This is a genomic window from Pradoshia eiseniae, assembly GCF_002946355.1.
Lineage (GTDB): Bacteria > Bacillota > Bacilli > Bacillales > Pradoshiaceae > Pradoshia > Pradoshia eiseniae.
This window is the reverse complement of sequence record NZ_PKOZ01000001.1, coordinates 670,397-689,300: the sequence shown is the minus strand read 5'-3', so window position 1 is coordinate 689,300 and position 18,904 is coordinate 670,397. Positions and strand designations below refer to the sequence as shown.

The 18,904-nt window shown below is 43.6% G+C and carries 18 protein-coding genes; 1 reads left to right on the top strand and 17 read right to left on the bottom strand.

The window, feature by feature from the left end:
• Positions 1-6: 6 nt before the first annotated feature.
• Positions 7-2,679 carry a transglycosylase domain-containing protein gene (locus CYL18_RS03425; protein WP_104848039.1) on the top strand — a complete coding sequence of 891 codons (2,673 nt, stop codon included), beginning with the start codon at positions 7-9 and terminating at the stop codon, positions 2,677-2,679.
• Positions 2,680-2,805: 126 nt separating this feature from the next.
• Here the strand turns inward: CYL18_RS03425 and CYL18_RS03420 are convergent, their stop codons facing one another.
• The 17 genes from CYL18_RS03420 to bshB1 form a co-directional block, all read right to left on the bottom strand.
• The gene (locus tag CYL18_RS03420; RefSeq protein WP_104848038.1) at positions 2,806-3,282 is read right to left on the bottom strand and encodes a YpoC family protein; all 477 of its coding nucleotides are present in this window, start codon (positions 3,280-3,282) and stop codon (positions 2,806-2,808) included.
• Positions 3,279-3,935 carry an endonuclease III gene (gene nth, locus CYL18_RS03415; RefSeq protein ID WP_104848037.1) on the bottom strand — a complete coding sequence of 219 codons (657 nt, stop codon included), beginning with the start codon at positions 3,933-3,935 and terminating at the stop codon, positions 3,279-3,281. The genes CYL18_RS03420 and nth overlap by 4 nt, the downstream gene beginning before the upstream one ends.
• A gap of 62 nt (positions 3,936-3,997) precedes the next feature.
• Positions 3,998-4,684, bottom strand: a complete 687-nt coding sequence (locus CYL18_RS03410; RefSeq protein WP_104848036.1) for a DnaD domain-containing protein — start codon at positions 4,682-4,684, stop codon at positions 3,998-4,000.
• Between the two features lie 100 nt (positions 4,685-4,784).
• Positions 4,785-6,077, bottom strand: a complete 1,293-nt coding sequence (gene asnS, locus CYL18_RS03405) for an asparagine--tRNA ligase (RefSeq protein WP_104848035.1) — start codon at positions 6,075-6,077, stop codon at positions 4,785-4,787.
• A gap of 178 nt (positions 6,078-6,255) precedes the next feature.
• Positions 6,256-7,446 (bottom strand): pyridoxal phosphate-dependent aminotransferase, encoded by a 1,191-nt coding sequence (locus tag CYL18_RS03400; RefSeq protein WP_104848034.1) that lies wholly within the window; start codon positions 7,444-7,446, stop codon positions 6,256-6,258.
• Between the two features lie 18 nt (positions 7,447-7,464).
• Entirely contained in the window at positions 7,465-7,941 is a 477-nt protein-coding gene (locus CYL18_RS03395; protein WP_104848033.1) for a cell wall elongation regulator TseB-like domain-containing protein, read from the bottom strand.
• A gap of 41 nt (positions 7,942-7,982) precedes the next feature.
• Positions 7,983-8,153: a YpmA family protein gene (locus CYL18_RS03390; protein ID WP_104848032.1), complete on the bottom strand. Its 171-nt coding sequence runs from the start codon at positions 8,151-8,153 to the stop codon at positions 7,983-7,985.
• Between the two features lie 114 nt (positions 8,154-8,267).
• A complete protein-coding gene (locus CYL18_RS03385; protein WP_104848031.1) occupies positions 8,268-10,886 on the bottom strand; it encodes an exonuclease domain-containing protein in 2,619 nt (872 codons plus the stop codon).
• A 316-nt stretch (positions 10,887-11,202) separates the two neighbouring features.
• On the bottom strand, positions 11,203-11,730 hold the full coding sequence (locus CYL18_RS03380; RefSeq protein ID WP_104848030.1) for a GNAT family N-acetyltransferase: 528 nt from the start codon (positions 11,728-11,730) through the stop codon (positions 11,203-11,205).
• Positions 11,731-11,766: 36 nt separating this feature from the next.
• Positions 11,767-12,462 (bottom strand): alpha/beta hydrolase, encoded by a 696-nt coding sequence (locus CYL18_RS03375; protein ID WP_104848029.1) that lies wholly within the window; start codon positions 12,460-12,462, stop codon positions 11,767-11,769.
• Between the two features lie 90 nt (positions 12,463-12,552).
• Positions 12,553-12,936 (bottom strand): aspartate 1-decarboxylase, encoded by a 384-nt coding sequence (panD, locus tag CYL18_RS03370; protein WP_104848028.1) that lies wholly within the window; start codon positions 12,934-12,936, stop codon positions 12,553-12,555.
• Positions 12,937-12,940: 4 nt separating this feature from the next.
• Complete coding sequence (gene panC, locus CYL18_RS03365; protein WP_104848027.1) at positions 12,941-13,798, bottom strand: pantoate--beta-alanine ligase; 858 nt, start codon at positions 13,796-13,798, stop codon at positions 12,941-12,943.
• 4 nt (positions 13,799-13,802) lie between these two features.
• Positions 13,803-14,639, bottom strand: coding sequence for a 3-methyl-2-oxobutanoate hydroxymethyltransferase (gene panB, locus CYL18_RS03360; RefSeq protein ID WP_104848026.1), 837 nt, complete (start codon positions 14,637-14,639; stop codon positions 13,803-13,805).
• A 254-nt stretch (positions 14,640-14,893) separates the two neighbouring features.
• Positions 14,894-15,892, bottom strand: a complete 999-nt coding sequence (locus CYL18_RS03355) for a biotin--[acetyl-CoA-carboxylase] ligase (RefSeq protein WP_104848025.1) — start codon at positions 15,890-15,892, stop codon at positions 14,894-14,896.
• The gene (locus CYL18_RS03350) at positions 15,853-17,049 is read right to left on the bottom strand and encodes a CCA tRNA nucleotidyltransferase (protein WP_104848024.1); all 1,197 of its coding nucleotides are present in this window, start codon (positions 17,047-17,049) and stop codon (positions 15,853-15,855) included. The genes CYL18_RS03355 and CYL18_RS03350 overlap by 40 nt, the downstream gene beginning before the upstream one ends.
• A 2-nt stretch (positions 17,050-17,051) precedes the next feature.
• Positions 17,052-18,191 (bottom strand): N-acetyl-alpha-D-glucosaminyl L-malate synthase BshA, encoded by a 1,140-nt coding sequence (gene bshA, locus CYL18_RS03345; RefSeq protein WP_104848023.1) that lies wholly within the window; start codon positions 18,189-18,191, stop codon positions 17,052-17,054.
• The gene (gene bshB1, locus CYL18_RS03340) at positions 18,188-18,895 is read right to left on the bottom strand and encodes a bacillithiol biosynthesis deacetylase BshB1 (protein ID WP_104848022.1); all 708 of its coding nucleotides are present in this window, start codon (positions 18,893-18,895) and stop codon (positions 18,188-18,190) included. The genes bshA and bshB1 overlap by 4 nt, the downstream gene beginning before the upstream one ends.
• Between the last annotated feature and the right edge of the window lie 9 nt (positions 18,896-18,904).

Genomic DNA, 18,904 nt, shown 5'->3' with positions numbered 1-18,904 from the left:
TCATTAATGTCAGATCAATATAAAACAAGAGAAGAAAAAAGAAAGCTCGCACAAAAAAATAAAAAACAGAAGAAACAATCGAAAGGACTCATCAAGCGTATCGCTGTTATCTTACTGATGCTCTGCATCGTTGCAGCCGTTGCGGTTGGAGGCGTATTCGCATACTATATTTCCACTGCACCAAAGATTGATGAAAAATCTCTCATAGATCCAATCTCTTCAAAGATTTATGATAAAAACGGAGAAATCTATACAGAGATTGGTTCTGAGACACGGGATTATGTAGAGTATAAAGATATTCCAAAATTAATGGAAGAAGCAGTTCTCGCGATTGAAGACGTTCGATTCTATAAGCATCATGGGATTGATATCATTCGTGTCGGCGGAGCTATTGTTGCCAATATTACTGGCGGTTTCGGCTCACAAGGAGGAAGCACCATCACCCAGCAGGTAGTCAAAAACTCCTTCCTTCAATCAGAAAAGACGATTAAACGTAAAGTACAGGAAATGTATCTTGCTTTCCAGCTGGAACAAAAATACAGCAAGGAACAAATTTTTGAAATGTATGTCAATAAGGTATATATGTCCTCAGGCATTCATGGATTCTCTACGGCTTCAAAACTCTATTTCGGCAAGGATTTAGATGAACTTACTCTGGCTGAAGCTGCTACTCTTGCTGGTATGCCGCAAAGTCCAAATAATTACAACCCATTTAATCATCCGGAAAAAGCGGAAAAACGAAGAAATATCGTCCTAAAAGCAATGGAAAATGCCGGTTTCATCACAGCAGAAGAACGTACGGCTGCTCAAGCAGAAAGCCTTACTGACAGCCTTGTCGCTGAAGATAATCGTGAAGAGACCAAAACGAAATATAATGCAATCGTTGACCAAGTAATCGAAGAAGTTGAAGAGCTTGGTGACTACAATATTTATACAGATGGCCTTTCCATCTATACTTCCATTGATCCTAAAGCGCAGGAATTAATGGAAACAATCCTGGATTCAGATAAATACATCGCCTATCCTAATGATAAATTCCAGGTCGGCTCTGTCTTCATGGATACGAAAACAGGAGAGATATATGCCATCGGCGGCGGCCGTAACCAAGAAGTCGCCCGAGGCTTTAATTACGCTACCGACCTTAAATCCAGACAGCCTGGTTCGACCATCAAGCCGATCTTGGATTATGCTCCGGCGTTTGAATTCTTGCAATGGTCTACTTACCACCCATTGGTCGATGAGGAATATCAATATTCCAGCGGCCAAACGGTCGGGACTGCCTATAGCTCATACAAAGGTCAAGTCACCTTGCGCGAAGCTCTTTATAAATCCTATAACGTACCGGCTGTTAAGACCTTGCAGGAAGTTGGCACAGACAAAGCTGGAGAGTTCGTCAACAGACTGGGCATCGATTTTGGAGAAATCTATGAATCCTCAGCCATCGGCGGAGTCAAAAAAGGCGCCTCCCCTCTCCAAATGGCCGGAGCCTATGCGGCATTTGGCAATGAAGGGGTGTACACAAAGCCTCACGTAATTAAGAAAATCGTTCTGCGTGATAATGATACGGTCCTTGAGACAGCGCCTAAGTCGGAAGTGGCAATGAAGGATTATACCGCCTTTATGATTACAGATATCCTTAAGGATGTTATGACTAAAGGAACAGGAACACAAGCCCATATCCCTGGCCTGCCGGTAGCCGGTAAAACAGGAACGACTAACTATTCAGCAGAAGACCGGGCAAAATATAATATAGCTAAATCTCAGTCACCTGATTCATGGTTTGTCGGCTACACAACCAACTTTACCATGTCTGTATGGACTGGATATGATAATCAATTTGAAAACACCCTTGGACCAAATGAAACAAAGATTGCTCAGAAAGTCTTCAAGGCCATGATGCAGGAAATGTCCTCTGGCGTGGATACAGAAGATTTTAAAAAGCCAAGCTCTGTTGTTGAGCTGCCTATTGAAAAAGGATCTAACCCAGCGGCAATCGCAAGCGAGTATACACCTGAAAGTCAAAAGGTATATGAATACTTCGTAAAAGGCCATGAACCGACTAAAACATCCACGAAATACGAAAAACTAGCCGCTCCAAGCGGTTTAACCGCAGCCTATGATGCGGAAGCGAACAAAATAAATGTAAGCTGGAATTACGACTCTGAAGCAGATGTTGAATTTGAAGTGAAAGTCGCAGTCAATGGCGGTTCTGCCTCTACTTTGACAACTACTTCTGATATGTCATTCAGCATGAATTCCCCAGAGCCAGGAAGCACCTATGTATTCTCTGTCACTGCTAAGTCAGACGGCATGGAAAGCGACCCGGCTTCAGCAACGGTAACCATTGAAGAAGCCATTGCCGAAGAGGAGCCTCCACAGGAGGAAGAAGAACCAGCCGTACCGGAACCGGGTGAAGAGCAAGACGGGGATGAGAATACCGATACCCCTGAAGACGGAACAGGTCAAGGAAATGAAGAGAATACAGACAATGACGACCAATCAGGTCAAACCGATGAGGGAAACGGAAACGGTAATGGGAATGGAAATGGAAATAACAACGGTTCAGGTAATGATAATGGCGCAGAGCCTCAATCGGCCGACGAATCGGATGAAGTAATGAACACCATCCTCCCTTTTTACATCAGAGAACCTTTTGAATTCCGGTTTAAAGCAGCATAAAAATAAAAACGAGCAGCCGAATTTATCGGCTGCTCGTTTTCTTTTGCTTGTTTAATTGACATTATTCTTTTGCATAGCATTTGACCAAATAAAGTTTGGATAACAGAGAACTAGAACTTATTTTTCTCATAGCTTTTTTAAAGCAATCAGTTTGGCGACCATTTTCTTCTGCTCTTCCATGAGACTTTTCAGCTGCATATAGGCAGGATATGTATTAGGTCTGTTAAGAATATAACCTATCCGCTCATCCGCATTGACTGGTTTATGCGCAAGCGATTGGATTTCTCCTAAAAGATTGTCCAACTGAACGGATTTTTTATTCGACCAGAAGAGAATCGACAAGAACAGAATAATCCCCTTCTGCATATCCTGCTTCAACTCTTTTGTTTGACGGTTTGCCAATTTCTCCTCTGCAAGCTCTGCTATTGCCGCCCATTCCCTCCAGAGCTCAGCTTGTATAGAAGCAAAATTTCTCCATGGTTCATAACCATATCCTAACTCGTCATACGGAAATCCTTCCTCAAGCAGCCGCACATCCCATACTTTAATTTCATCTAGCTTAAGCTTGTCATAACAGAATTTCAATACATCATATTTACTCATTTCTTTCCAGCCGCTTTCATTCGTTTTTTTCCTTCCCTGCAAAGAAGAAGCAGCGGACATACCTCACATTTAGGCGATTGTGCCTTACAATGATAACGCCCAAAAAAGATCATCCGATGGTGGGTAATGGACCATTCATCTTCAGGTATTCTTCTCATCAAGGTCTTTTCCACTTCCAAAACAGAATCCTTCCATCGGCATATGCCAAGACGCTTACTGACTCTCTCAACATGCGTGTCTACCGCAATGGCAGGCACACCATACGCAACAGATACAACGACATTTGCCGTCTTTCTGCCCACACCTGGAAGCTCCGTTAACAAGTCTCGGTCATTGGGAACCATTCCATTGTATTTTTCTAATATAATCTGTGATAACTTCTGAATATTCTTCGCTTTATTACGGTACAAGCCAATTGATCGAATATCATTTTCGAGTTCACTTAATGGTACTGCGATGAAGTCCTCAGGCTTTTTATACTTTTGGAACAAGTTTTTCGTCACTTTATTGACCAATGCATCTGTACATTGCGCAGATAATACAACTGCCACGACCAATTCGAATGGATTCGAATGATTCAGCTCACAATGCGCTTCCGGGAATAGCTTTCCCATTTCATCTAAACAATAACGGATTTGTGTATTATTCAGCATACCTTCTCCCTCTTTCCCATGAAAAAAACCGGAGATTTTCATTCCGGTCTGTTAATCATATATTATTCCAGCCAATTATATAATGGCAAGTCTTTCGCTGCTGGAGCCACTTTCGCCGCCGGCTTCTTCTGATAGCTCCTGAACCTTTCGCCATGGTCTTTTGCCTGGGCTAATGTCTTTACACCATGCTTTTTCCAATCAAATAGTATCCGATCAATATAACGGAAATTAAGCTTGCCTGAGATGACCGCTTCTCTCAGGGCAGCCTTGACCAATTCAGGCTCATGCTTGTCCTCGTCAAGCCACATCGTTAATGTCTCTCCTTCAAATGGAGATAATGGGCGGCCGAATTCTTTTTCGAATATCGCATAGAGGGACTCACTTTTTTGAACCTTTTCTTGAAAATCAGCTTGTTTTGCTTCCTTCAAGAAATGATAAGCCAGCTTCTCATTCAATGGTTTGATTGAATAAGTCTCAAATCCCGGTTTCTCATCTTCGGTAATTTCTAAAAATCCACTCTGCACAAGCTTCCTTAGAAGCATTGTACAATCCATCTCCGTCAGATTCATGACCGAGGAAATTTCGGCAGGCGTCGGGAATGCCTTGCCGTTCAGGTTGAAATTGTGCACCTGCAAAAGGAGCATCACTTCTTGTTCCATCAGCCCGATATCCTTATAATTGCTTAAAAGATAAGAAGGGATGATGACAGTCGGCTGGTTCATCCATTCGGATAAATTCTTCATAGTCATAATTCGACACCTCTGTCTTAGTATATCATGTAGGCTCAGTTGGAAGTACAAAAAAAAGAAAGCTTGGCAATAAAAGTATTGCCAAGCTTATTTCTCTTTATTATGGGTAGAGACGATTTAATAAGCGCGGGAATGGAATGGTCTCCCTCACATGCTCAACGCCGCTGATCCAGGCAACTGTTCTTTCAAGCCCAAGACCGAAGCCAGAATGCGGTACAGAGCCGTATTGTCTTAATTCATAATACCACTGGTAAGCATCCATGCTTAAGTTATGTTCGTCAAGACGCTGCTTCAAGAGCTCCATATCATGGATACGCTCAGAGCCGCCAATGATTTCTCCATAACCTTCTGGCGCGATCAAATCGGCACAAAGAACGACATCATCACGGTCTGGAGCTGGCTGCATATAGAAAGGCTTAATGCCTGTCGGGTAGTGCGTTATGAATACCGGCTTATCAAAGCTTTCCGCAATAGCTGTTTCATGAGGAGCGCCAAAGTCGTCACCCCACTGAATGTCATCAAACCCTTTCTCATGAAGGAATTTAATTGCATCATCATAGCTGATACGCGGGAATGGCGCTTTAATATTTTCTAATTTAGATGTGTCCCTGCCAAGGGTTTTCAGTTCAATCTCACAGTTCTTTAGAACAGATTGAACGATATAAGATACATACTGTTCCTGCACTTCCAAATTCTCTTCGAATTCGACAAATGCCATCTCTGGCTCAATCATCCAGAATTCGATTAAGTGACGTCTTGTCTTGGACTTCTCAGCACGGAATGTCGGACCGAATGAGAATACCTTTCCAAGTGCCATGGCCGCCGCTTCCATGTAAAGCTGGCCGCTTTGAGAAAGATAAGCATCCTCGTCAAAATATTTTGTTGCAAACAATTCTGATGTTCCTTCAGGAGCACTTCCTGTCAGAATTGGCGGGTCAACCTTCACAAACCCTTCTTGGTTGAAGAATTCATAGGTTGCACGGATGATTTCATTGCGAATTTTCATGACCGCATGCTGACGTTTTGAACGGAGCCATAAATGACGGTGATCCATCAAGAATTCGGTACCATGCTGCTTTGGTGTGATTGGATAATCAACCGCTTCAGCGATAACCTCTAGGCCCGTAACCAATAACTCATAGCCAAATGGGGAACGCTCGTCAACTTGAACGATACCTTTTACCCATACAGACGTTTCTTGAGTGACTTTTTTTGCTAAAGTAAATAATTCTTCATCTACCTCTGCTTTAACCACGACGCCTTGAATAAAGCCTGTCCCATCGCGAAGCTGCAAGAAGGCAATCTTTCCGGAAGAGCGTTTATTGGCGATCCAGGCACCAATTGTCACTTCTTCATTTACATATTTATGAACTTCATTTATTGTACATTTCACGTTTTTTCCCTCCAAAGCTTAAACCAAACCAGGTTATGTACTCATCCATTATACAAGTACAAAAATAGACAAGCAAATACAAAATTTATGAATTAGCCGAGGTGCTATCCCCATTGCCAATAAAAAGGGCAGAAACCGCCAAATAGCACCGTTTCCAGCCCCTTAAAAACATCTTTGTTCAGGATTGTTTCATCCTTGCTTCCACATACTCTTTCATCCGCTTTACCGCTTCTGTCAGGGCAGCATCAGATGTCGCATAGCTGAGACGAATATTCTCAGGTGCTCCAAAGCCAGAGCCAGGCACAACAGCGACTAAGGCATTCTCCAGCAGCCCTTCGGCGAATTCATCAACATCCCTGTATCCGGCAAGCTTCGCTGTCTCAGACACATTCGGGAAAAGATAGAATGCTCCCTGCGGCTTCACACATGCTAGCCCCGGAATTTCTAGCAGACTGTCATAGATTCCATCCAGGCGGCTCTCAAAGGCGCCCCGCATCTCTTCAACGGCATCTTGAGGACCATTATAGGCTTCAATCGCGGCAAATTGCGCTGTCGTTGTCGGATTTGAGGTACTATGGCTGGCAAGGTTTGTCATCGCTTTAATGATGCTCTCTTCTCCAGCCGCATAGCCTATTCTCCAGCCAGTCATGGAGTGGGATTTAGAAACCCCATTAATGATAATCGTCTGTTTCTTCAACTCGGGAGAAAGCTGTGCGATGGAGACATGTTTATTGCCGTGATAAACGAGTTTTTCATAAATTTCATCAGACACGACTAAGAGCCCATGCTCCAAGCACGTTTCACCGATGGCCTTTAATTCCTCGGGCGAATAAATCATTCCTGTCGGATTGCTAGGAGAATTCAAAATGATCGCCTTTGTCCGGCTATTTACAGCCGCCTTTATTTGCTCAGGGGTGATCTTAAACTGATTTTCTTCCTTCCCTTCGATATAAACCGGTGTGCCCATTGCCAATTTGACTTGTTCGGGATAGCTGACCCAGTATGGCGTTGGGATTAATACCTCATCTCCCTCATCAAGGATAGCCTGAAATAAAGTATATAAAACATGCTTAGCGCCTGTGCCGATAAAAATCTCATTCGTTCTATAGGTTAGACCTTGGTCTCTCTCTAATTTGTCGGCCACGGCACTCCGGAGGCCCGGTAAGCCCGCTGAAGGAGTATACTTTGTCTGTCCCTCATCCATCGATTTCTTCGCTGCTTCCAAAATATTCACTGGCGTATTGAAATCCGGTTCCCCTGCGCCAAGACCAATTACGTCCAGTCCTTGTGCTTTTAGCTCCTTCGCTTTAGCAGTAATGGCAAGTGTTGATGATGGTGTCAATGCTGCAACTCTTTTGGCTAATTTCATCTCCGGTTCATCTCCATCCTACAAATTATCATAATTTCGTATTAAATCACCTGTTTTGAAATTCAGGTAGTAATACCCGTAAAGGTCATCGTTATTTTTATATATGATTTCCCATAAAGGATTGCCCTTTTCCATTCCCAGATTGGCTGCAATGATTTTCTTGACCTTCCTCTTTTCCTTCACAAGGTTAATAGCTTCCTTTTCCGTAAGACCCTCAGATAAGGACAGAACCTTGCTTTCCTTCTTCTTGTCATCAGGTATCCATACACCGATCTTTTTTCCATCTTCATTTATTCCGGTAACGACATACCATTTCTCATTGCCGTTATATAAATAAAAATCTGCCGGTTCCTTCAGATTCGCCGTTTTGGCTGCTTCTGTGATGGCCTTCTCTTTTGCATTCTGTTTATAATGATCGCCGGCATAGATGGAATACACCAACGCTCCTATCCCAATCAAGAGCAAAACAACTATGCTCCATATTACTTTTTTCATGTCAGCATCCTTTCACCTAATATCCTGCATGTTACATGCATTCACGTCCGATAGATTGAGAATACAGCCGTATTATGATCCTCCGGGTCCAATGATAGACCAAACATAAGATTTTCTTCTTTTAGGGTTCGATTTAGTGAATCCACAATCTTGTATAAATCACCTGTATAAGCAATCTTCACTGTCGATAAGACCTCTACCTTACTATCCACTAAAATTCCTCCCAAATGATTACGTTCCATTCTATCGTGTCTAGTTCACATTATACCAAAATAAAATAAGGAGAACCTTAATAAATTCTGTATTTTTCAATTTAAATTAAGGTTTCATAAATAGGCATCTCTGTCATAATTGATCACCGTCAAATTGGTTAAGGATTCAGCCAGGAATTGCCGATTGGCTCGAAGGATAGGCTCTTCATATAACAGCCATCCTGATTGTTCACGACCAGGAATCTTCGCCGTCAATTGCCTTCTTATATTAAAGCTCATGTCTAAAAGCATTTCTTTCTCCTCCGGCTGTCCCTTATGCATGGTTTCACTTATGTAAAGCTGTTTGGATACTGCCGGCGCCTCCAGCATAATTTTTATGGAACGTCCATCATATAGATGACGCACAGACTCCCAAGCCGGATAAGTCATGAATAAAACAGATTTGCCCGCACTCATATGCCCTCTCAGCAATTTGGACCCTGAGCCTGAAGTTAGTCCTTGGACCAGTGCCTGATACCCATTTTTTTCAATCGTTTCCTTTAAGCCCAAATACATCTTTTTAAGACTTGATGGGGTATTAAAGAAGATAATCATATTCCCTTTTTTCTGCTTAATCAGATTAGCCAAAAATCCCTTGGCACAATCAAAAACCATCTCATGTCCCACAGCTTTTTCCAAGCATGCATCCTGAATGATAGTTAGCTTCGCAGAGACATCAGGCTCCACAATTATAGACCTCTCATCTGGCTCCATAAAGCCCACCTTGGAGGCGAAATAGCGGAATGAACCTTGAATAGCCAATACTTCAGAGATAAAAAGAATATTCTTCTTGCTTACCATGTTCTTGTTCATCCATTCCGCTATGGCAATTGGCTTACTTTTGATGGACAGGGAGTTCCGGCTGCCCCGTTTATTCCATTCAATCCATGTATCGTTTTTTCCTCCGGGCTTAATGAACATTTGTCCTAAACCATCGTGGACCCTGGTTAGCTGTCCATGCATTTTCATCCAGTCATCCATCATGTTCAACTGGCTTCGCTTTAGTTTCTCCACTGGGATCCCATTCAGTTCCTTTGCCCAGCCTTGAAACAGATTCATGAGATAAAGGATCGTTTGCCGCAAGTCATTAGCCGCTCCGTATATGGGGAGGACATTTTTTCTTCTTCTCGGCAATTTAATTGCAGCCATTTGACTTTCAGTAAGGGCTGCTTTTGCCTCACCATAAGCTATGAGCACTTCAGCAAAGTGTTCAATTTGCTCCGACAGCCTAATTAACATGGCATCCAGCTGACGTTTGTCAATTTGAATCTCCGTTTTTTCACAAACAAGCTTAACTGCCTGATGGATAAGCTGATAATTATCAAGATTTCCAACCTTATTAACAATATTACGCATATCCATATAGCTGATTTCATACCCTAATTCCTCTTTCAAAACGGCAGGAAACGAATCCGCTTCTTCAATCAGCACGTAGGAAGCCTTGCTTAAATAATCATTGCTAACCATATTATTCACATAAGCCTCATGGGTGGTAAGAATCACACTGGCGCTTTGGGCTGCCTTTAGCCGCCTTCCATAGAAATCACGCTCTGTCCATGGTTTCAATAGCCTTGGATGCAGATGCTGATGATGAGCAACCTCGCTGGCATATTCCTTGCCTGCACTTGAGAGATTAAGTTCATTTATATCGCCCGTGACAGTTTCCGTCAGCCAGACAAGGATCTGCATCTTAGCCATCGCTACTTCATAATTATGGTCGCGCTGTCTCAAGGATTGCTCAAATTTCGGCAAACTGAGGTAATTAGAACCCTGCTTAAGCTCTTCCACTGATAACCCTGGCATATGGGCATCAAGCGCTTTTCCAGTCAATTCTCTATAGGTGGAGAGAAGGACTTGTCTTCCTTCTTTTTTGGCGAAATCATGGCAAGCTAAGAGATGGTCAAAGAAGGTGCCCTTGCCGTCTTCCAAGAATGCTGTGCCTCCTGCCTGGTACACTTCCTGAATGAAGTCGTAAATGTCAGACTTAGCCCGCGGGATGACAGATGCTTCTGTTGCTTTTCTAGGCAAAGCAAGCGCTAATCCCCGATAAATTTCCAAATCAGGTCGCCACGGCTCGCAAACCTGCGCCTGCTCGCGCAATATTTCACCGAGTACTTCTTTCAATTCACTTTTCAAGGAATACGCTAACCGATAAAGTGATTTAAGCGTTTGTCTCGGCAGCCTTTTAAGCGACTTATAAAAATCCAGAAACAATAAAGCAGTAGCATAGGCATCACTATCCGCCTGATGAGGGCAATCATGAACATGGCCGTATGCCCTGCTTAAATCTTCGAGCTTAAAGCTATCCATTCGAGGTGAAATAACCTTCGCCATTTCTACCGTATCAACCGTATACCCTAAGAACATTTCATAGCCCACCCGCTCGAGCTCTGCCTGCAGGAAGGTTAAATCAAAGAGCACATTATGAGCAACAAAAACAGCTTCTTCCAAAATCCCAATTATGTACGGAGCAATCTCCTTAAAGGTCGGGGCAGACTTTACGTCTTCTTCCGTAATCCCGGTAAACTCCTGGATGAATGGAGGAATCGGCCGTTCTGGATTCACGTAAGAGGAATATTGATACGTAATCTCCCCATATTCAATTACAATAGCGGCGAATTGGATAATACGGTCCCCTGCTTTCGAGTTATTGCCCGTTGTTTCCAAATCAACGACTACATATCTATTCTCCATGTTTGACACCTGCTTAAATCATATCTATCAATATCGCAGCCAAGAGCTGCCCTTTTTACGTTATTTTTTATTGGATTAAAGACTGGTAAACCAGCTTCCCTGTCAGGATTCATAATACTCCATTTATAGCAGATTGAAAACCAATTATCAAAGACATGAGCATTTACTCTGTCTATATGGCATTACTGTTAAGCGGCTATTTCTCATATTTACATGAGAGCCGTATTTCTGCCAGATGCTAAATGCCTAAAGAAAATAAAGAAGCATAGTCGAGTGAGCACTTCCTCCTTGTGTCCCCTTATTTTCCACATAAGCTTCAAGGATATTCCATCAGCCAGCAATCCTGATAAATTCCTTCGTGAAGCTCATGCGCATGCAGCTTAGTCACCTTCTTAAAACCGCATTTCTCATAGCATCTGATGGCTCTCTCATTTCTTGTTTGGGGATCCATTATGACCTTTTGTGCTCCCTTATTATGAAGCAAAAATGCAGTCATGGACTTCACAAGGAGCGTTCCGATGCCTTGCCCCCAATAATCCGTTTCGCCTATGAACTGGTCGATTCCATAGATGTTTTCATCGCTATAACCATATTTCATCCGCGTCTTTTCATCGACTTTATAAAATTGGATATAACCGATTGGCTTATTCATATATTCGACGATGCATTTTGTCTCTTCGTCATTCACTTCCAAGAATACCTGTTCCGCTTTTTTCTCATCAAAGGGATTATCTCTTCCCTCATAGTATTCTAAAACGGCATTGTCTGAAAGCCATTTCGTCATTAGCTTAAGATCTCTTTCCTCTAAGACCCTGACAGCCAGTCGGCCATTCTCAAAAATCATCTCAACATCACTCCCCCGGCTTTCGCTCCCCTTCATTTATATAAAATCTCGGATATCCTTAATGATGCTCTTCAACATATCAATCGATTCGAGGATATTTCCTTCCCTCTCCAAACTGTGATGCATTTCTGAAATCAGTCGAGTTGTAACAAACGGGTTTTGTTTAATCCGCTCAAATTGTTCAGATATATAATGCGGATCCTTATCACCAATGATGCATAAGGTTTGCTGCCTGCTGTCAGCCAATAGATCTGCCACTCTTTCTTCTTTGAGGAGCGGAGTCACCCATATTACTTTGGTTTCATGAGTACCGATTTTTTCTAAGATAGATTCGATGGAAAGTGTTCCGATTGATTTAGCAAGCAAAATATATTGCCTGTAACCCTTATCCGGCAAGACACGGTCCAAAACGGCGCTCACGTCATGGTTGATGGCTTGCGACAGCTCTTCCCATGAGAAATCATCATAAAATGGATCAATATAGGGATAATTGACCTTAAGAACATCTATGGAAGATTCAAGGAACAAGGAGGATGCATAATGAAACAACGGCGCTTGAGCCGTGTATCCCGCACCAGGCAGCATAATGGCCAGCCTCTCCGTATACTCGTTTGTGCCTGCAAGCGTGTAAGGAATCTTCATCTTTTTATAGCCTTTCACATAGTCTGACTCATAGCGCTGCATCGCTCTCGCCCTCTCTTTTTTATCAATCATTTTAGCATAAAATACCACTTAAAGAGCTCCATTCCTCTAAAAACATAAAAAAACACACTGAGAATCCTTAGATGAATCGTCAGTGTGTTTCCTCTTTATTTAGTATACTTACAGAATCGTTGCCTCAGGCTCAAGCCCGATCATCTGCGTGATGGTATTATTCTCATCAAGCACGGCGACTCTCGGCTGGTGAGTACGGGCTTTTTCCTCAGAAACAAGTCCATAAGAGATGATAATGACCTTATCACCTTCCTGGACAAGCCGAGCAGCAGCCCCATTCAAGCAAATGACCCCGCTTCCCCTTTTGCCTGGTATGATATAGGTTTCAAATCTGGCTCCATTATTATTATTAACGATTTGCACCTTTTCATTAGGCAGCATATCAACTGCTTCGAGCAAATCCTCATCAATCGTAATACTTCCTACATAGTTTAAGTTAGCCTCCGTTACGGTTGCTCTGTGAAGCTTTCCTTTCATCATGGTACGATACATGATGTTACCCCCTTGATTCTTCGTTTGAAATGATCACATTGTCAATCAGGCGCACCTTGCTGTATTGTACGGCAGCGGCCACAATCATCTTCGCGCTAACGCTTGTGATTGGTTTAAGCTCTGGATAGCTCAGACCCTCTAAATAGTCGATTGTCCCCGTTATATGCCCTTGCAAATATCCCCTGCCTTCTGCAATGGCTGCCTCAGGCGTCACTCCATTATCAATAGCCTCTTTTATCTTGAATAAGGCTTTAGAAATATGGACCGCTTCTGCCCGTTCGTCAGCTGTCAGATTGACATTTCTTGAGCTTAAGGCAAGGCCGTCCTCTTCACGCTTAATTTCGACACCGACCAGCTTGATCGGGAAGTTGAAATCTTGAATTAAGCCTTCAACAACAGCCACTTGCTGAGCATCCTTCAACCCAAAGTAAGCGCGCGTCGGACCGACGATATTAAAGAGCTTTGTCAGCACAGTCGCCACCCCGTCAAAATGCCCCGGACGTGACTTCCCGCACAGACTATCGGTCCTCTGATGAACCTTTACAGTCACCATCGGCTGCTCGCCATACATCTCGGCAACTGTCGGATAGAACAAATAATCTGCACCGGCCTCCCGGGCCAACGCTTCATCACGTTCAATGTCGCGCGGATATTGATCAAAATCCTCATTTGGACCGAATTGCAGCGGATTGACAAAGATACTGATGACAACAATTTCATTTTCTTTTCGGGCTGCATGGATCAGAGACAGATGTCCTGCATGCAAATATCCCATCGTTGGTACAAATCCAATTGTTTTCCCGTTTGTTTTTTCTTCTGTAAGCAATCTACGCAGTTCATCAATCCGATTAACAATTTTCATTTATTTATTTCTCTCCCCCGTAAAGCGCAAGCAGTTCTTCTTCCTTCATCGTGAATGAATGGCTTTCAGATGGAAAAGCTCCAGACTTCACTTCTTGTATATGATCTGATAAGGCGTTCCCTATCGTAGTATTTAAATCCGCATAGGACTTCACAAATTTCGGTACCCGTCCGACTCCATAAAGAAGGACATCATGATAGACGAGCACTTGTCCGTCTGTGCGATTTCCGGCTCCGATTCCAATTGTCGGGATGGCGAGCTTATTCGTGATCTCCTCACCAACCTGGTATGGGACACATTCAAGCACAAGCGCAATCGCCCCTGCCTCCTGACATTTCAGGGAATCATTCAATAATTGCAGTGCCGCTTCCTTCGTTTTGCCTTGAACCTTATATCCGCCAAGGACGCCCACTGATTGGGGAGTTAACCCAAGATGGGCAACGACCGGTATGCCGGCATCTGTCAGGGCCTTGATTTTGAGCAGCACATCGCCTGCCCCTTCAAGCTTAACCGCATCAGCTCCAGCTTCCTGAAGAAGCCTAGCAGCATTCTTCAATGTCTCATCCATTGAAACATGGTAGCTCATAAAGGGCATATCCGCGACGATAAACGTATGCGGTGCTCCTCGGCGCACTGCCTTCGTATGATGAATCATGTCATCCATCGTCACTGGAACGGTAGAATCATAGCCAAGTACGACCATACCCAATGAATCTCCGACAAGAATCATGTCAACGTCGGCTTGTTCTGCTAATTTAGCAGATGGGTAATCATAAGCCGTCAGCATGGAGATTTTCTCTCCATTTTCTTTCATCTTCCAAAAATCTGCAGCAAATTTCATTTTTTTCCTCCTTCACTTTCCGAGGAGAGAAAAACAGCCGGATTTGCACAAAAAAATCCTTCTCAAGCAGAAGGATTGGATTCGCAAAAATGACTTTTATCCCTCTGTCCCGGTCCTATTTCTAAGATACAGGCAGACTATCAACTTTCACTTACAATGCATACAAGGTGCAGGTCGTTTCCGCTACTGCCCTCATATGCATTATAACGGGAGGGGATAAAATTTTCCATTTTTTCTGTATTCTTATTTAAAAATTACATATGGTGAATCGTTATATCACCTGAATAGATAAGCTGCTCCTCATTTGTATGCTCATCCTTCACAACAAGAGCGCCATCCTCATTAATGCCTCTCGCATACCCGGTGAGAGATTTTTGCGCGGTTGTTGCCGTGACCCGCTTGCCGATCGTAATGGAATACCTTTCCCATTGCTCTTTAATTGGAGAAAACCCTTCAGCTAGGAATGTGACATACAGGTCCTCAAATTTAGCCAGAAAGCTTTGCAGAAAGATCACCCGATCAAGATTTTCCCCCTTCTCGATGGCGAGGGAGGTCGCAATGCTCTTAATATCGGTGCTGAAATCCTCTGGCTGCTGATTAACATTTATCCCAATTCCGATGACAACCGAATGAATTTGGTCTGATTCAGCATGCAGCTCGGTCAAGATTCCCGCAATTTTTTTCCCGTTCACAAGCACATCGTTCGGCCATTTAATGCCTGCCTCAACCCCCATTTCTCTCATGGCTAGTACAGCTGCTACGGCGGTCAATAACGTCAGGCGCGGCGCTTGATACGGCGGGATGTCCGGCTTTACGATCAAGCTCATCCATAGACCGCCTTGATGCGGGGAATGCCATACTCTCTGCAGCCTGCCCTTTCCCTCTGTCTGTTCCTCACTAATAACCAACGTGCCGTTTTCCGCTCCCTTGGCAGCAAGTTCACTTGCGATTGTCTGGGTGGTTGGGACTGATTCATAGGCATGGATCGACCTTCCGATAAAATCTGTTTTTAACCCAATGAGAATCTCTGTTTCCGTTAAACGGTCCTTTCGCGGCAAGATTCGATAGCCCTTCTTCTTAACCGCCTCAATCTCAAACCCTTCCTTGCGCAAAGCATCAATATGCTTCCAAACCGCCGTACGCGAACATCCGGCTATCTCAGCTAAATATTGTCCCGATATATAGCCGTCCCCCGCGTTTGTCAGGGCATGGACTAATTGTTTTTTAATTGATTGTTCCCCTGTATGAGCCATCGTTTCACGAACTCCTTCTCGTTAACTATCTCTCCATCTAGCATTCCTTGAATGATATCCTTCATCGTTTCCTTAATCCATGGTCCGCCCTTTTTACCTGACCATTTGATCAAATCATTACCGGAAAAGGAAAGCGGAGTTTCTTTTTGAATCGGCATCTTGGCATACAAGTCATCAATTCTATCATGCTCAGCAGGCTGTCCGGAATAAGCGGCCCACACACGTTCGATGCTATGGGCGGCCTCTATTCCCAGCTCGTATAATTGGTAGCGGGTAAAGAACTCGGCCTTTCTCCGTTCATAGCCTAGAAGCAACGCTTTTATCCTTTTTATGACGGCAACTGGGAGCTTCCATTCCTTGAACATACTTTCATTCATAGAGCTCGTTAAAGCAATCACCGAAAGCCATTCTTCAAATGTTTGGCATTCACTAACCTCAAGTGAGAGGAAATGGCTAATTCGTTCAGTGAATTTATCAAGCTCTGGGTAATAGTTCAGAATTTGAGTGCTGGCTGCGACTCTAAGCGCTTCTTTCGGCTTTTTACCAGATAGCAGTTTTTGAAATTCCGCTGTTTTTCGCTCCTGGGCGATATGGCTCAGCAGATTTGCTTTTTCACTGAGGGCGCGATATGTATTCTCTTCAACCTCAAACCCAAGCTGGCTTATAAAACGGACTGCCCGCACCATACGGAGCGCATCTTCTGAGAAGCGTTCATCTGGGCTCCCAACCGTACGGATAATTTGATTCTCAATATCCTCACGACCGCAAAAAGGGTCATATAAACATCCATCCTTATCCATAGCAATCGCATTCATAGTGAAATCTCTTCTTTTTAAATCCTCCCTAAGCGAAGTGACAAACTCCACCTGATCGGGACGGCGGAAGTCCTTATAAGTGCTTTCTGTTCGGAAAGTCGTCACCTCATAAGGAACACCCTCATGAAATACGAGTACCGTGCCATGCTCGATGCCCACATCAATCGTATGGCCAAATATCTCTTTCACCTCTAAAGGTGTAGCTGATGTAGCAATATCTACGTCATGAATCTCTTTGCCCATGATGGAATCTCGTACCGAACCCCCAACAAAATAAGCCAAATATCCGCCTTGCTCCAATTGTTCAAGAACGGGAACAGCCCGTACAAATTCCTGTTTCATTATCATGGCCCCTCTTCCAATAGAACGGACGCATACAAGTCCTCGTATTGGTCCACTATGCGGCTCGTTTCAAAATGCTCCCGGACAATACGGATGGCATTCTCTCCTAATGCCTGTCTTTTTCTGTCATCGTTCAATAATTCATATAGTTTCTCTGCTGCCGAGTCTGAATCGCCTTTTTCGACAATATACCCGTTGACCCCATCCTGTATAACCTCAGGAATTCCTCCAATGTTGGTTCCAAGACACGGTACGCCATGAAGCATCGCTTCTAGAAGCACTAAACCAAAGCTTTCCTTTTCTGACATAAGGACACAAGCATCACTAATGGCATAAAGCTCATGCAGATTCTCTTGCTTGCCCAATAAAATAACCCGCTCACGTAAGCCAAGCTTTTTTATTTGCTTATTAACGGTGCCCATCTCCGGCCCGTCTCCCACAAGTACGAGCTTACAAGGTAACCTTTTAGACACAGCTGCAAATGCATGAAGAATATCCGGAATTCGTTTGACCTTACGGAAATTGGATACGTGAATGATGACTTTTTCATCTTCCTTAATATTCAGCTCTGCTTTCAAGTCAATATCAGAATTGTCCGCAGGTGCTGGATAATCAATGAAATTATAGATGGTCTTGATTTCTTTGTCAGGCTGGATTAAATCATATGTCTCCTTTACAAGAGCATTCGACACTGCCGTCACTGCGTCTGATTTCTCGATAGCAAACTTAATCATATCCTGCATGGAGGAATCAGACCCAAGAACCGTGATATCTGTTCCGTGTAAGGTTGTTACGACTTTCAGACGCTCATTCGTCATCTGCTTTGCCAAAATGCCGCATACCGCATGCGGCATCGCATAATGAGCATGAATAATATCCAAGCCCTCATTTTTCACAACCTCAGCAATTTTGCTTGCCAGAGATAATGTATAGGGAGGGTATTGAAATACGGCATATTGATTAACTTCCACTTGATGGAAATAAATATTGGGATAGCGTTTATTCAGACGAAACGGCATGCTTGAAGTGATGAAATGAATTTCATGGCCGCGTTTAGCGAGCGAAATGCCAAGCTCTGTGGCCAATATGCCGGATCCGCCGACAGTCGGATAACAAACAATGCCTATTTTCAATTTCTTCATTTTGACACCCCAAACAAGTCCGCATCCAGGATAAGCGGTTTTTTTGTCTTAAATGCTTCAGCAAAAAGAACCCCGGCATCCCGGCCAAAAGCTCTCTCCCGTCCTTCAATCGCTTCAAGATACCCTTCTGTCAAAGGAGTTATGACACCATCACTAGAGCGTTCGAATTGAGATTGGTAGCATTTCAGCGCCTCTATCTTCCGGTCAAAGCTATCGCTGATGTCAATACAAAAGTCCGGGCGGTGGAAGCTGTTAATCATATATTCATATACAGCCGCCGGTTTATGCGGCTCTTGATTATCCTGGTCGACATATTTGCGGATTCCAGCCGAAAAGACCGCCTCAAAGACCAATTCACTCACCCGTCCATGGTCAGGATGACGGTCAATATGATAGGGAGCGAATATGAGCCTTGGCTGAAAGCGACGAATTACAGCCGCCACCTTAGCAATATTCTCTGGGGTGATGAAGAGATTCCGGTCACCCATATTAAGGTTGATTCGCTCACTCACCCCAAGGCATTTAGCTGCTCTTTCCGCCTCCATCTTCCGGTTCTCCGGTGTACCGTTTGACGATAGCTCTGCCTCAGTCAAATCGCAAATCACAGCTGTTTTTCCTAGTTTCGTGTATTTCGCCAATGTACCGCCCATACCGAGTTCAACATCATCTGAATGGGCGCCAAAACATAATATATCCGTTTTCATTCTAGGTGT

Bases quoted from the DNA above. Each gene is read 5' to 3' on its own strand.
- CYL18_RS03350 (WP_104848024.1), bottom strand. From the start codon at position 17,049: ATGAAACAGGAATTTGTACGGGCTGTTCCCGTTCTTGAACAATTGGAG.
- nth (WP_104848037.1), bottom strand. From the start codon at position 3,935: ATGCTGAATAATACACAAATCCGTTATTGTTTAGATGAAATGGGAAAG.
- CYL18_RS03420 (WP_104848038.1), bottom strand. From the start codon at position 3,282: ATGAGTAAATATGATGTATTGAAATTCTGTTATGACAAGCTTAAGCTA.
- panC (WP_104848027.1), bottom strand. From the start codon at position 13,798: ATGAAAATTGTTAATCGGATTGATGAACTGCGTAGATTGCTTACAGAA.
- bshA (WP_104848023.1), bottom strand. From the start codon at position 18,191: ATGAAGAAATTGAAAATAGGCATTGTTTGTTATCCGACTGTCGGCGGA.
- panD (WP_104848028.1), bottom strand. From the start codon at position 12,936: ATGTATCGTACCATGATGAAAGGAAAGCTTCACAGAGCAACCGTAACG.
- panB (WP_104848026.1), bottom strand. From the start codon at position 14,639: ATGAAATTTGCTGCAGATTTTTGGAAGATGAAAGAAAATGGAGAGAAA.
- CYL18_RS03395 (WP_104848033.1), bottom strand. From the start codon at position 7,941: ATGAAAAAAGTAATATGGAGCATAGTTGTTTTGCTCTTGATTGGGATA.
- CYL18_RS03425 (WP_104848039.1), top strand. From the start codon at position 7: ATGTCAGATCAATATAAAACAAGAGAAGAAAAAAGAAAGCTCGCACAA.
- CYL18_RS03400 (WP_104848034.1), bottom strand. From the start codon at position 7,446: ATGAAATTAGCCAAAAGAGTTGCAGCATTGACACCATCATCAACACTT.
- CYL18_RS03410 (WP_104848036.1), bottom strand. From the start codon at position 4,684: ATGACTATGAAGAATTTATCCGAATGGATGAACCAGCCGACTGTCATC.
- CYL18_RS03385 (WP_104848031.1), bottom strand. From the start codon at position 10,886: ATGGAGAATAGATATGTAGTCGTTGATTTGGAAACAACGGGCAATAAC.
- bshB1 (WP_104848022.1), bottom strand. From the start codon at position 18,895: ATGAAAACGGATATATTATGTTTTGGCGCCCATTCAGATGATGTTGAA.
- CYL18_RS03355 (WP_104848025.1), bottom strand. From the start codon at position 15,892: ATGGCTCATACAGGGGAACAATCAATTAAAAAACAATTAGTCCATGCC.
- CYL18_RS03380 (WP_104848030.1), bottom strand. From the start codon at position 11,730: ATGATTTTTGAGAATGGCCGACTGGCTGTCAGGGTCTTAGAGGAAAGA.